This window comes from Massilia sp. (assembly GCF_046293535.1).
In the GTDB taxonomy this organism is placed as follows: Bacteria; Pseudomonadota; Gammaproteobacteria; order Burkholderiales; family Burkholderiaceae_D; genus Telluria.
Genome location: NZ_JBKBOV010000017.1, coordinates 37,387 through 50,543 on the forward strand (window position 1 = coordinate 37,387; position 13,157 = coordinate 50,543).

Consider the following 13,157-nt stretch of genomic DNA (forward strand, 5'->3'; position numbering starts at 1 on the left):
GATGAGCGACCTCCATCGCCGCGTCGAGGAAACCCAGGCCATCCTGGCGCGCATCGCCCGCGACTACTCGCCCGCCGTGTTCGCATCGAGCCTGGCGGCCGAGGACATGGTCCTGACCGACCTGATCCTCAAAGCGCGGCTGCCGATCGGGATCTTCTCGCTCGAGACCGGGCGCCTGCATGCCGAAACCCTCGACATGCTGGCCAGGGTCCGCGACACCTACGGCTACGAGATCGCTTTGTTCCGCCCGCAGCCGGAAGCGGTGCAAGCCTACGTGGAACAGAACGGCCTGAACGCCTTCTACGACAGCGTCGAGATGCGCAAGGAATGCTGCCGCGTGCGCAAGGTCGAGCCTTTGGGCCGTGCCCTGGCCGGCAAGCAGGCCTGGATCACCGGCCAGCGCCGCGCCCAGTCGAGCACGCGCGCCGAACTGGCGGTGCAGGAAGACGATGCCGCGCACGGCATGCAGAAGTTCAATCCGCTGGCCGACTGGTCGGAGGAGAACGTCTGGGAATACCTGCGCAGTCACGCGGTGCCCTACAACGCCCTGCACGAGCGCGGCTATCCATCGATCGGCTGCGAACCCTGCACCCGCGCGGTCCAGCCGGGCGAGGACGTGCGCGCCGGCCGCTGGTGGTGGGAAAACCCCGAATCGAAGGAATGCGGCCTGCACGTGGTCGACGGCAAACTCATTCGCATCAAATCCGTGGCGGCTTGATCCGCCACCTACCAGGCAAAACAACATGACGAAGCTTCTCGACAACCCGGCCGTGCTCACCGACGTGAATGCGCGCCACCTCGACACCCTCGAATCGGAGGCCATCCACATCCTGCGCGAAGTGGCCGCCGAATGCAGCAACCCTGCCCTGCTGTTCTCGGGCGGGAAGGATTCGGTCGTGCTGCTGCGCCTGGCCGAGAAGGCCTTCCGCCCGGGCAAGTTCCCCTTCCCGCTGGTCCACATCGACACCGGCCACAACTTCGACGAAGTGATCGCCTTCCGCGACGCACGCGTGGCGGAGTTGGGCGAGCGCCTGATCGTCGGTTCGGTCGAGGAATCGATCCGCCGCGGCACCGTGCGCCTGCGCAATCCGGCCACGGACTCGCGCAACGCCGCGCAGGCCGTGACCCTGCTGGAAACCATCGCCGAACACGGTTTCGACGCCTGCATCGGCGGCGCCAGGCGCGACGAGGAGAAGGCGCGCGCCAAGGAACGCATCTTCTCCTTCCGCGACGAGTTCGGCCAATGGGATCCGAAGGCCCAGCGTCCGGAACTGTGGGACCTGTATAACACCCGCGTCCACCCGGGCGAGAACATGCGCGTGTTCCCGATCTCGAACTGGACCGAACTCGACGTGTGGCAGTACATCGCCCGCGAGAAGCTGGCCCTGCCTTCGATCTACTTCGCGCACGAGCGCCAGGTGATCCCGCGTAACGGCCTCCTGGTGCCGCTCACGCCCCTGACCCCGGCCCGCGAAGGCGAACAGGTCGAGACCCGCACCGTGCGCTTCCGCACCGTGGGCGACATCTCCTGCACCTGCCCGGTGGCCTCGACCGCCAGCAGCGTGGAGAACATCATCGCCGAAACCGCCGTCACCGAAGTGACCGAGCGCGGCGCGACCCGGATGGACGACCAGACCTCCGAAGCCTCGATGGAAAAACGCAAGAAGCAAGGATATTTCTGATGAACGCCATGACCGATAATCTTAATCAACGCGGCCTCCTTCGCTTCATTACCGCCGGCTCGGTCGACGACGGCAAGAGCACGCTGATCGGCCGCCTGCTGTACGACAGCAAGGGCATCTTCGCCGACCAGCTGGCCGCCGTCTCGCGCTCCAAGCACAAGCGCACCGTGGGCGACATCATCGACCTGTCGCTGCTGACCGACGGCCTGGAAGCCGAGCGCGAACAGGGCATCACCATCGACGTGGCCTACCGCTACTTCGCCACGCCCAAGCGCAAGTTCATCATCGCCGACACTCCGGGCCACGAGCAGTACACCCGCAACATGGTGACCGGCGCCTCCACCGCGGACGCCGTGATCATCCTGGTGGACGTCTCGAAGGTGAAACTGGGCGACGACGGTTCTGTGACCCTGCTGACCCAGACCAAGCGTCACTCGACCATCGCCAAGCTGCTGCAGATCGAGCACGTGATCGTGGCCGTCAACAAGATGGACCTGGTGAACTACGACCGCACGGTCTACGAGCGCATCGTGGCCGCCTACGGCGAATTCGCCCGGTCGCTGGGCCTGAAGGACGTCACCGCGATCCCGCTCTCGGCGCTGGCCGGCGACAACGTGGTCGAAGCCTCCGAGCGCATGCCGTGGTACCGGGGCCCGACCCTGATCGAGCTGCTGGAAGGCCTGTCGGTCTACGACGAAGCGCACGCCGCGCCCTTGCGCTTCCCGGTGCAGCTGGTGGCGCGCCACAACGGCCACGAAGCGAACGACTTCCGCGGCTACATGGGCCGCATCGAGTCCGGCAAGGTGTCGGTCGGCGACAAGCTGGTGGTGCAGCCTTCGGGCCAGCAGGCCACCGTCAAGGAGATCGTCACCTTCGACGGCTCGCTGCCATCGGCCGTGGCCGGCCAATCGGTCACCCTGCTGCTGAACGAATACCTGGACATCTCGCGCGGCGACCTGCTGGCAGGCGCCGAGCAGCCGGCGACGCAGTTGAAGCAGGTGGTGGCGGACGTGTGCTGGATGTCGGACGAGCCGCTGGACCCGCGCCGCAAGTACTGGATCAAGCACGGCACCCGCCAGACCGGCGCCAAGGTCAAGCAGGTCGACAGCATCCTGGACGTCAACACCCAGCAGCGCTCGGTCGGCTCGGCGTCGGAGGGCCTGAAGCTGAACGACATCGCCACCGTGCAATTGAGCGTCCAGCAGCCGCTGGCGGCCGACGCCTATTGCGACAACCGTGCCACGGGCGCCTTCATCCTGATCGACGAAGTCAGCCACCAGACCGTCGCTGCGGGTATGATCCGACTGGATCAATAAGCGAAGGAGCAGCATGGCGGCACTGGGCAAAGTCTATCTGGTAGGAGCCGGACCCGGCGCCGCCGACCTCATCACCGTACGCGGCGCGCGCCTGCTGGCGCAGGCCGACGTCGTGCTCTACGACGCCCTGGTCACGCCCGAGATGCTGGACCTGTGCCGCCAGGCGGAGCTGATCTCCGTCGGCAAGCGCTCGGGCCAGCGCTCCACGGCGCAAACCCTGATCAACCAGCAGCTGGTCGACTGCGCCGCCAGGTTCAAGCGCGTGGTGCGGCTCAAGGGCGGCGATCCGATGCTGTTCGGGCGCGCCGACGAAGAATTGCGCGCGCTGGAAGCGGCCGGCATCGCGGTCGAAATCGTCCCCGGCATCACCACCGCGGTCGCAGCGGCGGCCGCAAGCAAGCAGCCGCTGACCAAGCGCGGCGTGGCGCGCAGCGTCGCCTTCTTCACGTCCAGCACGGCGCCGGACCAGCCCGATCACCCCGCATTGCCCGAGACGGATACGCTGGTGCAGTACATGGGCGGGCGCGAAGCCGCGGCCACCGCCGAACGCCTGCTGGCGGAGGGACGGCGGCCGGACCTGCCGGTAGTGGTGGTGGAAAACTGCAGCCGGGCGGATGAGCGCATCCTGCGGCTGACCCTCTCCGACCTGGCCCGCGGCCTGGAGCCGGGACACGGGCCGGTGCTGGTGATGCTCGGCGAGGCCCTGGCAAAACGCGAGCACCAGAGTTTGTAGGGGTGATCTGGTCCGGTGGACCGGATCACGCTTCGCCGTCCGCGCATCCAGCAAGTGCAAGCGCTGTAGCGGCGCATCCGTGATTTGAACGCGCGGACGGCATAGCCGTCCACCCTACGATTCGCGATCATTCACCCGTGACAGTGCATCACCCCCAGGGCATGAACTCGATCCCGTTCTGGATCGCCCCGATCACCTGCGCCTGGTTCTCGGCGCTCTCGCTGAAGAAGGCCAGCACCTGCTCGCGCGGTGTGTGCAGCTCGGTCAGCGCCTTCATCCAGTAATCGTATCCCGCGCCTTCGGCGCTGCGGTGCAGCACGTTGTTGTACAGGAGCCCGACGAACTGCGCGTCGCTCGCGTTGGCGCCGTACAGGCTCTTGAACTCGTCGCTCCCGGCGAAGCCCGCCGCCACTTGCGTCAGCGTCACGCCCGCATCCATCATCTTGATCCAGTAGCCTACGCCCTCCTTGTCGGGCACGCGGTCGAAGGCCGCCCGGTACAGGCGGTAGGCCTGGCCGGCGGTGCCCTCGATGTCCAGCGCCACCGAGACGTCGGCGAACTTCAGGCGCTCGACGTTCACCAGCGTGTCGGCGCCGGAGGCGCCATGGCGGTCGACGACGGTGGTAACGGCCGCGCCGCGCGTGATGTCGAACAGGCTCCTGTAGCTGCCATATTCGACCGTGTCGATCCCGCCGAGGCCGTCGATCTTCTGGCTGCCGGCCATGGCCTTGATCAGGTTGGCGCCGTCGTTGCCGCTCACACTGGTTGCGATGGACGATCCGCTGCCCGTGGTGTTGCCGGTACTGCCCGTGGACGGCGTGGGAGCCGGCGTCACTGTCGGCCCCGGTGCGGGAGCCGGAGCCGGGGCCGGGGCCGGGGCCGGGGCCGGGGCTGGGGCTGGAGCTGGAGCCGGAGCTGGCGCCGGTACGGGCGCCGGTACGGGCGCCGTGCCGGCCGCCGGTGCGGACCCTATCGGCGCCGGTTCGATCCCGGCCAGCACACGGGCCTCGACCTGGACCGTCCCGTCGGCCCGGGTATCGACCCAGGCGGCGGCGAATCCGCCATTGGCCAGCGCACTCAGGACCGGGTTGGCCTGGTCGCCCTGGCGCATTTCGTTGATCCCGAATTCGCGTGCGTCGAGCGACGCGCCGTCGGCGGCGAAGCGGCGGCCGAAGACACCATTGCCGTCGAAGTCGCCGCCCGCGCTCTGCCAGGCGACAAGGAAGCCGCCGTCGGCCAGCGCGACCGTGGTCGCCTCGAAGCGACCGCCGCCGGCGTCGAGGTTCGCCTGGGTCATCTCGCCCAGGCGCTTGCCGGCGGCGTCGAAGCGCTGGAAGAAGATGTCGCTGCTCGCGAAGCCCCACGGCGAATTCGCATAGCTGTCCCAGGTCACCACGAAGCCGCCGCCGGCCAGCGCGGTGACGGCCGGCTGCGGCGCCGCCGTGGCGATGCTGGCGGCCAGCCCGTCGCCGCTCACCAGGATAGTGGCGCCGCCGGCCTGGGCGGCGTAGACGTTGCCATCGTTCAGCTCGCCCCATGCCACGACGTAGCCATTGGCGCTGGCGGCGATGCTCGGGCTGAAGGCCGAGCCCAGCGTGCCATGGACCTGCTCGGCGCCGATCGGGTTGCCGTTGGCGTCAATGCTGCGCACGTGCACCTGGCCGCCGCTGCGCCAGGCGACGGCAAAGGAGCCGTCGCCCAATGCGGCCACGTCGGGCATGGCGGTGTCGAAGCCCGCGGCACCGACGACGACTTCGGCGCCCGGCCTGCCGCCCGCGTCGAGGACGCGGTAGGCGATGCGGGTGAGCGCGCCGTCGGTGCTGGTGTAGGCCACCACCGAGCGCCCGTCCGCCAGCGCGGCCACCGCGGGCGCCCCTTCCACCGCGCCGTCGCTGGCCGAGCTGATGGCGAAGGCCTGCCCCTGTGCGGCGCCGCTGGCGCTGCGCAGTTGCCCGACCACGCTGCCGCCCGGCGCCTGCCATACCGCGATGAAGGCGCCGGTCGATAGCGTCGCCAGTTCCGGGTTGGCGGAAGGCGCCGCGGCGCCGAGGGCAAACTCGCTGCCGAAGCCGGCGAGGTCGCGCGAGCTGCCCGCCTCGACGGTGTACACCAGCGTCTCGGCGATACCCTTGCCCGGCAGCGGATTGCCGTAGCCGTCGATCTGGTAGCGGTCGTAGTAATGCACGGTGACCGCCACGCCGCTGCCTGCGGCCGGCAGCAAGGCCGGGTCATTGAGAATCAGGCGCGCGGTGGTGTCGGTGGCCGGGTTGTAGGCGATCGAGAACAGGCCCGGCACCGACTGGGCATCGATGACCCAGCGTCCGCCGGTCGGCAGTCCCCAGTCGATCGGGGTCAAGGTGGCGGCGAGTTCGCCGCTGCGCAGGGTGGTGAACAGGACATCGCGGTCGTCGAGGATGCCGACAGGCGCGTAATCGGTGATTTCGGTACTCATGGGCGGCATGTTTCTGAAGTGGGCCGCGCGGCGCGCGCGGAACTGAACAGAAACAATGATGCCCTACGGAAACTGGTATTTAAAGACGGAAATTAAATTCCATGCGGCAATACGACGAAAAACCAACGTAATATTGCCGGCTTTGCCAAGCCTGTTAAGCCCTTGACAGCATAAAACTGGACAGGACGGCAAAGATAACGTAATGCCTCGCGCTCAGCCCAGGGCGCGGATGCAGTAGTCGGTCATGGCCGCCTGCACGCCGGGGTCTTCGCCGATGGCGCCGGCCACCGCCAGGTGCAGGCCCGGATGGGCGGCGCGGATGCCGTCCGCCAGTTGCGGCAGGTCGCGCAGCAGGTGGCCGCCCTGCCCCAGGAACACCGGCACCACCGTGACGTCGTCCACGCCCTCGGCGACCAGCGCGTCGACCGCGGCGGGCAGGCGCGGCTCCATCAGTTCCAGAAAAGCCAGGCGCACCTGCACGCCCGGCAGCCGGGCCTGCGACTGCTCGCGCAGGCGTTCGAAGGGTGCGGCCCAGCTTTGCGCGCGGGCGCCGTGGGCGAACAGGACGAGTGCGCGTTTCATGATAGTCAATGCCTTTCCACCCACATCAGGGCGCCGATGGCCAGCAGCAGGAACAGCAGGCTCGGTGCGGCCGCCGTGAAGAAGGCCGGCAGCGCCGTCAGGACGCCCAGGTTCGAGAACAGGGCGTTGAGCAGCAGGAAGCCCACGCCGATCATGATGCCGACAAAGATCTTGAGGCTCACGCCGCCGCTGCGCGTGTGCAGGTAGGCGAAGGGCAGCGCCAGCGCCATCAGCACCAGGATCGAGAGCGGGTCGATCAGCTTCTTCCAGAACGCCACCTTGAAGCGCCCGGTCTCCTGGCGGTTCTCGGCCAGGTGGCGGGTGTAGACGGCCAGTTCGCTGGCCGACATGCGCTCGGGATCGGAACGCGACACCGACAGGATCTTGGGCGTGATCTCCGAGGCCAGGTCGAGGGTGTCGAGCTTGCGGGTGGCGACGGCGGAGGTCTCCTGGCCGAAGGCGGCGGCGATCGACTGTCCCTGCGGCACCGGGGTGCCCGGCGCGGGCAGCACGCGGCTGTTCGAGAACATGGTCTCGGTGACACCAAGCAGGCGCCAGGTATTGTTGCCGCTGTAGCTGCCGCTGCTGGCGGTGATCAGGGCGCGCATGCGCATGTTGGCGTCGAATTCGTACAGGCGCACGTCGACCAGCTGGCCGTCGGAACGGACCTGGCGCACATTGAAGAAGCGGGTGCCGATCACCGGTCCCTTGACGCCCTCGGCATGGATGCTGTCCTTGGTCCACATGCCCGAGCGGAACTCGCCCGACAGGGCCGAGCCCTTGGCCGCCAGGCGCACGCGCTCGGCCAGCGGCGCGGTACGCGGCGTGATCAGTTCGCCGAAGACGAAGGTGATCAGGACCAGCACGATGCCGACCTTGAACAGCATCGACGCCGCCATGCGCGTGGACATCGAGGACGCGCGCATGATGGTGAACTCGGAACTGGAGGCGAACTGCGCCATCGTGTAGATGGTGCCGATCAGGGCCGCCACCGGCATCACCTGGTAGACGTTGCCCGGCACCAGCAGCAGCACGTACATCAGCGCATGCTCGAACTCGTAGCCGCCCTTGCCCACCGAGGGCAGCTCGGCGGTGAGGTCCATGAAGGAAATCAGGGCGAGGAAGGCGACCGCGACGAAGGCGACCGCCTGCAGGATGTTGACCGCGAAATAGCGTTGCAGGATGCTCATTCGGCCTCCGCCTTCGCCAACGGCTGGGCCGCCGCGGCCTTGCCGCGGACGCCGCGGCGCCGCTTGAAGGCGCCCAGCAGGGCCAGCGGATGCCAGCGGTGGTTGACGTTCAGGCGCCAGGCGAACAGCACGGCCACCGTGAGCGCGGCGGCCAGGTGCAGCGGCCACCAGGCCATGTCGAATTCGAGCCTGCCGCGCTGGACGCTCTTTTCCATCATCTTGTTCAGGTTCAGGTAGGTAAAGAAGATCAGCAGCGCCAGGATCATGTTGGCCGAACTGCCGGCGCGCGGGTTGACGAAGCCGAGCGGGATCGCCAGCAGCATCAGCACCAGGCAGATGATCGGCGCCGAGATGCGCGCCAGCAGCTCGGCGCGCGTGTACTGGTTCTCGACCTGCAGCAGCGCCGTGGTGGGCAAGGCATTGGTCGGGGTGTCGGTGCCGAGCACCGGCACCCGGGTGGCGACGCGCATCTTGTAGCGGTCGAACTCCATCGACTGGAAGTCGGCTTGCCCCGGGGTGCCGGAATAGCGCCGGCCATTGCTCAGCACCAGGTACTGGCCGCCTTTGGGGTCGGACTCGATCACGCCTTCCTTGGCCACGACGACGGACACGTTGCCGTTCTTGTCCTGCGAATTGACGAACACGTTCTGCACCACGGTGGCGCCGGTGGTGGAGCGTTCGACGAAGAACACGCGATCGGCCGACGAGGATTCGCGGAACTGGCCGGGCGCCACGCGCTTGAGGTCTTCGCGCTTCTGGAAGCGCTCGACGAATTCGGCGCGCTTGAGCGCCGCCCACGGCGCCGCCACCAGCGACAGCGCGGCCACCACGGCCACGATCGGCAAGCCGAAGGTGAGCACGGGGCGGATCCAGCGCATCAGCGAGGTGCCGGAGGCGAACCAGACGACCATCTCGGAATCGCGGTAGCTGCGCGTCACCGCAGCCAGCACCGAGATGAAGACCGTGAGGGTCAGGATGGTGGGCAGGTAGTTGAGGATGGCGAAACCGATGAGGGCCAGGACATCGCTTGGGTCGACCTTGCCGCCGGCAGCGGTGCCGAGGACTTTGATGAGCGTCCAGGTGACCAGGATCGTGAACAGCACCGTAAAGGTGGCGCCGGCCGAACTGGCCAATTCACGTTGCAGGGCGCGTCGAAAGATCATTCAATATATAGCTATAATTGCAGGTTAGGCACGTTTGTATGCAAATGCGCCGCGAAATCAAACCGGAGAACCAAAAAATGGACTTTAGCATAAAAGCATTCGACACCAAGACCACCCTGGCCGCCGCGAAAGCCGGCGTGGTGGCGGTTGCCGTGTTCGAAAACAAGACCCTGTCGCAGGCTGCCAAGGCGCTCGATGCCAGCGGCGACATCACCGCGGCGCTCAAGTCCGGCGACATCAGCGGCAAGGCCGGTTCGACCCTGCTGCTGCGCGGCGTGAAAGGCGTCAGCGCGGCACGCGTGCTGCTGGTGGGCATGGGCACGATTGATGCGATCAGCGAAAAGAACTACGGCACCGCCATCGGCGCGGCCATGAAAGTGTTCGCCACCCTGGGCAGCCAGGATGCCATTATCGCATTCCCGCTCGCGGATGTGAAAGACCGCGACGTCAACTGGGCGGTGCGCGCACTCGTGATCGCCGCCAATGAGACCGAGCACCGTACTGATACGCAGAAGAGCAAGAAGGATCCGGCCCTGAGCGGCGTGCGCAAGATCGTCATCGCGGCCGACGCCGCGAACGCCGCCACCGCACTCAAGCCGACCCTGGCCCAGGCCATCGCGATCTCGAACGGCATGGCCCTGACCAAGGAACTGGGCAACCTGTCGCCCAACGTCTGCACCCCGACCTACCTGGCCAACACCGCGCGCGGCCTGGCGGACGAATTCGGCTTCGAGATCGAAGTCCTGGAGCGCAAGCAACTCGAAGCGCTGAAGATGGGCAGCTTCCTGGCGGTGGCCAAGGGCAGCGAAGAAGCGCCGAAGTTCATCGTGCTCAAGCACATGGGCGGCAACAAGAAGGATGCGCCGACCGTGCTGGTCGGCAAGGGCATCACCTTCGACACCGGCGGCATTTCGCTCAAGCCGGGTCCGAACATGGACGAAATGAAGTACGACATGTGCGGCGCCGGTTCGGTGCTGGGCACCTTCCGCGCGATCGGCGAGATGAACCTGAAGCTGAACGTGATCGGCATCGTGGCCGCCTGCGAGAACATGCCCTCGGGCCGCGCCACCAAGCCGGGCGACATCGTGACCTCGATGAACGGCCTGACCATCGAAATCCTGAACACCGACGCCGAAGGCCGCCTGATCCTGTGCGACGCCCTCACCTACGCCGAGCGCTTCAAGCCGGCCGCCGTGGTCGACGTCGCCACCCTGACGGGCGCCTGCGTCATCGCGCTGGGCCACCACACCAGCGGCCTGTTCACCCGCCACGACGAGGCCCACGACGCCCTGGCCCAGGAACTGCTGGACGCCGGCAAGCAGGCCGGCGACGTGGCATGGCGCTTCCCGCTGGGCGAGAACTACAACGAGCAGCTCAAGTCGAACTTCGCCGACCTGGCCAACATCGGCACCCCGGGCGCGGCCTCGATCACCGCGGCCTGCTTCCTGGAAAACTTCACCCGCAAGTACACCTGGGCCCACCTGGACATCGCCGGCACCGCCTGGAAGTCGGGCGCGAACAAGGGCGCGACCGGCCGTCCGGTGCCGCTCCTGACCACCTTCCTGATGAACCGCGTGTAATGCGCGCAAGCGCCATGATGAAATATTCTTTCATCATGGCGTTGTGGTGAAATATTCTTTCACCAAGAAAAACAGCCCCGCGTGCGGGGCTGTTTCGTTTCGTCCTTCAGAACACGGGGCTTTGGACCCGCTCGGCCGCCGCCAGTTCCGCAGGCGGCGCGGCCGGTGTCATCAGGACCGTCAGGTTGGCCGGATAGGACCAGCTGGCGCCCGAATACCTGTCCACGGCGAATCCCATGCCGGCACTGATCACGACATTGCCCATCAGGCTCATGGCGTCGGGACGCGATCCGAAGGCTTCCCGGCCCGTTCCCAGTCCCGCCTTCTTGCAACTGACCACCAGGGGCTCGGCGCTGCGCGCGATGGTGACGCGCCCGGGCGCCACGACGAACCAGCGCCCGAGATTATTGCTCAGCAGGCAGCCCACCCCGCTGACTTCCTGGTAATCGAGCACGGCGTGCAGTTCGACTTGCTGCTGCAGGGGCGCATCGGAGACGGTGGCACATCCGCCCAGCAAGAGCGGTGCGAACAGGAATGGGAGAAAAAACCGGGGAAAACGCGACATGGGGCCCACCAGAAATGCTGTATGCCCCATTAACGGCAGCCAAGAGCGTATCCTGAAGGGCAGGTCGCTACGCCTCGCCGATGACGGAAAAGCGCGGCACGGCCGCGCCATCGACCTCGACGGTCTCGAAGAAGGCCGCGCGCGGACGCACCCAGACGGCGCCGTCCTGGCCGCGGTAGACCATCACGGGCGTGTGGTCCGCTTCCATGACGGCTTCGCAGACCAGTTCGTAGATGCCGCCCTTGTAGTGGCGGTAGCGCTTGGCCCGCCCCAACTCAGGCCTTGGTCTCTTCCAGGGTCTTCTGCTTCTTCTTGAGGCCCTGGATGACCTTCAGCACGCCTTCCATGCCGGCGGCTTCGTCCAACTCGCTGAAGGCGTCGAGCACTTCGTTGAGCACGCGGTTGCGCACCGCGGCTTCGTCCTGCGTGACCGCAGGCTTGTGCTCGGCGTCCTTGGCGAACTTCGACGGCGCCTCGGCCGCGGCCTTGGCGCCATGCGTCAGGGCAGCCTGCCAGATCACCCAGCGGCGCTGGGTTTCATAGACGAGGTATTCCTCGGGCTTGTCTTCGCGGCGGCGCGTAATGTGGCCTTCGCGTTGGGCCCACGCTTCGAATGCATTGCGCATTTCAGTCCTTTGTAAATCGGCGTTCGGGTTCATTTGCTATCGAAAAAACAAGATTTCGAATAGTACCATTTTGCACCTTGCCAATATGCCCGCACGATACACGGACAGATGGCAACCGAACTTGTTCCTTGGTATGCAAATAGTACAGTCTTAGTTGCCGTAACGCAATTAATATATTCCACACGGAAACAGTGTTAAATGCTTCGGCGCTAGTTTAATTCTTTTACGAACATTTTTACAGCCCGCACGGCATAAAATCGTCAACTTCTTTATTATTCTATTAAGGAATTCTAACATAACGCCTTGCATGACACACAATGATAGTGGCTCTTTAATAACAATTGCTGTGTAACCGGCATAAATACAACTGTCATATCACGACGGTTATTTGGGTGGCATATTTCTGTCTCAATAAGCGATGTGCCGAAGGCATGGCAAGGCTATCCGCTCATCTTGCAAACGGTTATCATGCCGCCTTTACCACCCAAGCCGCTGCCCATGAAGATCGCCACCTGGAACGTCAACTCGCTGAAAGTCCGCCTCCAGCACCTGCTCACCTGGCTCGAGGCCAATCCGGTCGACGTCCTGTGCATCCAGGAAACCAAGCTCACCGACGACAAATTCCCGGTGGCCGCGATCAATGCCGCCGGCTACCAGGTCGTCTTCGCCGGCCAGAAGACCTATAACGGCGTGGCGATCCTGTCGAAGCATCCGATCGAAGACGTCCTGGTCGGCAATCCCCATTTCGAGGACGAGCAGCAGCGCCTGATCGCCGCGACCATCTCCGGCATGCGCATCATCTGCGCCTACGTGGTGAACGGCCAGGAAATCGGCAGCGACAAGTTCGCCTACAAGATGGCCTGGCTGGAAGGGCTGCGCACCTGGGTGGCCGAGGAGATGCGCCAGCATCCGCAACTGGCGGTGCTGGGCGACTACAACATCGCGCCGGAAGCGCGCGACGTGCACGACCCGGCCGAATGGGAAAACCACATCCACTTCACCGCGCCGGAGCGCGCGGCGCTGTCAGAGCTGATGGCGCTCGGCCTGATAGACGCTTTCCGCCTGTTCGAGCAAGCGGAAAAACAGTACAGCTGGTGGGACTACCGCAACCTGGCCTTCCGCCGCAACCGCGGGCTGCGCATCGACCACATCCTGCTCACGGAGGCACTGGCGAAACGCTGCACGGCCTGCCACATCGACCGCGAGACCCGCAAGTGGGAACAGCCCTCGGACCACGCGCCCGTGGTGGCGACGCTGGCGGACTGACC

The 13,157-nt window shown here is 65.9% G+C and carries 13 protein-coding genes; 6 read left to right on the plus strand and 7 right to left on the minus strand.

Annotated elements, in window-relative coordinates; translation table 11 throughout:
* Position 1 precedes the first annotated feature (1 nt).
* From ACK4S9_RS11385 to cobA, 4 genes are read left to right on the plus strand one after another with little or no spacing between them, the layout of a single operon-like run.
* Positions 2-718 (plus strand): phosphoadenylyl-sulfate reductase, encoded by a 717-nt coding sequence (locus tag ACK4S9_RS11385; RefSeq protein ID WP_409725613.1) that lies wholly within the window; start codon positions 2-4, stop codon positions 716-718.
* Positions 719-743: 25 nt separating this feature from the next.
* Positions 744-1,682 carry a sulfate adenylyltransferase subunit CysD gene (gene cysD / locus ACK4S9_RS11390; protein WP_409725615.1) on the plus strand — a complete coding sequence of 313 codons (939 nt, stop codon included), beginning with the start codon at positions 744-746 and terminating at the stop codon, positions 1,680-1,682.
* A complete protein-coding gene (locus ACK4S9_RS11395; protein WP_409725617.1) occupies positions 1,682-2,998 on the plus strand; it encodes a sulfate adenylyltransferase subunit 1 in 1,317 nt (438 codons plus the stop codon). Before cysD ends, ACK4S9_RS11395 begins: the two co-directional genes overlap by 1 nt.
* Before the next feature lie 13 nt (positions 2,999-3,011).
* Positions 3,012-3,731 (plus strand): uroporphyrinogen-III C-methyltransferase, encoded by a 720-nt coding sequence (cobA, locus tag ACK4S9_RS11400; RefSeq protein WP_409725619.1) that lies wholly within the window; start codon positions 3,012-3,014, stop codon positions 3,729-3,731.
* 148 nt (positions 3,732-3,879) lie between these two features.
* On the opposite strand, the gene ACK4S9_RS11405 is transcribed toward cobA, so the two are convergent.
* The 4 genes from ACK4S9_RS11405 to lptF all read right to left on the minus strand — a co-directional run bounded on the left by ACK4S9_RS11405 (position 3,880) and on the right by lptF (position 9,118).
* Complete coding sequence (locus tag ACK4S9_RS11405) at positions 3,880-6,183, minus strand: DUF4214 domain-containing protein (RefSeq protein ID WP_409725621.1); 2,304 nt, start codon at positions 6,181-6,183, stop codon at positions 3,880-3,882.
* A 213-nt stretch (positions 6,184-6,396) separates the two neighbouring features.
* A complete protein-coding gene (locus ACK4S9_RS11410) occupies positions 6,397-6,765 on the minus strand; it encodes a sirohydrochlorin chelatase (RefSeq protein ID WP_409725623.1) in 369 nt (122 codons plus the stop codon).
* Positions 6,766-6,770: 5 nt separating this feature from the next.
* Complete coding sequence (lptG, locus tag ACK4S9_RS11415) at positions 6,771-7,955, minus strand: LPS export ABC transporter permease LptG (protein ID WP_409725625.1); 1,185 nt, start codon at positions 7,953-7,955, stop codon at positions 6,771-6,773.
* A complete protein-coding gene (lptF, locus tag ACK4S9_RS11420) occupies positions 7,952-9,118 on the minus strand; it encodes an LPS export ABC transporter permease LptF (RefSeq protein WP_409725627.1) in 1,167 nt (388 codons plus the stop codon). The genes lptG and lptF overlap by 4 nt, the downstream gene beginning before the upstream one ends.
* Before the next feature lie 77 nt (positions 9,119-9,195).
* Here lptF and ACK4S9_RS11425 point away from each other — a divergent pair, with 77 nt between their 5' ends.
* Positions 9,196-10,698: a leucyl aminopeptidase gene (locus ACK4S9_RS11425; protein WP_409725629.1), complete on the plus strand. Its 1,503-nt coding sequence runs from the start codon at positions 9,196-9,198 to the stop codon at positions 10,696-10,698.
* A gap of 106 nt (positions 10,699-10,804) precedes the next feature.
* On the opposite strand, the gene ACK4S9_RS11430 is transcribed toward ACK4S9_RS11425, so the two are convergent.
* From ACK4S9_RS11430 to ACK4S9_RS11440, 3 genes are all read right to left on the minus strand, one after another.
* Positions 10,805-11,263 (minus strand): hypothetical protein, encoded by a 459-nt coding sequence (locus tag ACK4S9_RS11430; RefSeq protein ID WP_409725631.1) that lies wholly within the window; start codon positions 11,261-11,263, stop codon positions 10,805-10,807.
* Between the two features lie 67 nt (positions 11,264-11,330).
* On the minus strand, positions 11,331-11,537 hold the full coding sequence (locus ACK4S9_RS11435; protein WP_409725633.1) for a DUF1653 domain-containing protein: 207 nt from the start codon (positions 11,535-11,537) through the stop codon (positions 11,331-11,333).
* 1 nt (position 11,538) lies between these two features.
* On the minus strand, positions 11,539-11,889 hold the full coding sequence (locus tag ACK4S9_RS11440; RefSeq protein ID WP_409725635.1) for a hypothetical protein: 351 nt from the start codon (positions 11,887-11,889) through the stop codon (positions 11,539-11,541).
* 498 nt (positions 11,890-12,387) lie between these two features.
* Between ACK4S9_RS11440 and xth the strand changes: the two genes are divergently transcribed.
* Complete coding sequence (xth, locus tag ACK4S9_RS11445) at positions 12,388-13,155, plus strand: exodeoxyribonuclease III (RefSeq protein WP_409725682.1); 768 nt, start codon at positions 12,388-12,390, stop codon at positions 13,153-13,155.
* Positions 13,156-13,157: the final 2 nt, after the last annotated feature.

Excerpts from the sequence above, each read along its gene's own strand:
- ACK4S9_RS11385 (WP_409725613.1), top strand. The coding sequence starts at position 2 with ATGAGCGACCTCCATCGCCGCGTCGAGGAAACCCAGGCCATCCTGGCG.
- cysD (WP_409725615.1), top strand. The coding sequence starts at position 744 with ATGACGAAGCTTCTCGACAACCCGGCCGTGCTCACCGACGTGAATGCG.
- ACK4S9_RS11395 (WP_409725617.1), top strand. The coding sequence starts at position 1,682 with ATGAACGCCATGACCGATAATCTTAATCAACGCGGCCTCCTTCGCTTC.
- cobA (WP_409725619.1), top strand. The coding sequence starts at position 3,012 with ATGGCGGCACTGGGCAAAGTCTATCTGGTAGGAGCCGGACCCGGCGCC.
- ACK4S9_RS11405 (WP_409725621.1), bottom strand. The coding sequence starts at position 6,183 with ATGAGTACCGAAATCACCGATTACGCGCCTGTCGGCATCCTCGACGAC.
- ACK4S9_RS11410 (WP_409725623.1), bottom strand. The coding sequence starts at position 6,765 with ATGAAACGCGCACTCGTCCTGTTCGCCCACGGCGCCCGCGCGCAAAGC.
- lptG (WP_409725625.1), bottom strand. The coding sequence starts at position 7,955 with ATGAGCATCCTGCAACGCTATTTCGCGGTCAACATCCTGCAGGCGGTC.
- lptF (WP_409725627.1), bottom strand. The coding sequence starts at position 9,118 with ATGATCTTTCGACGCGCCCTGCAACGTGAATTGGCCAGTTCGGCCGGC.
- ACK4S9_RS11425 (WP_409725629.1), top strand. The coding sequence starts at position 9,196 with ATGGACTTTAGCATAAAAGCATTCGACACCAAGACCACCCTGGCCGCC.
- ACK4S9_RS11430 (WP_409725631.1), bottom strand. The coding sequence starts at position 11,263 with ATGTCGCGTTTTCCCCGGTTTTTTCTCCCATTCCTGTTCGCACCGCTC.
- ACK4S9_RS11440 (WP_409725635.1), bottom strand. The coding sequence starts at position 11,889 with ATGCGCAATGCATTCGAAGCGTGGGCCCAACGCGAAGGCCACATTACG.
- xth (WP_409725682.1), top strand. The coding sequence starts at position 12,388 with ATGAAGATCGCCACCTGGAACGTCAACTCGCTGAAAGTCCGCCTCCAG.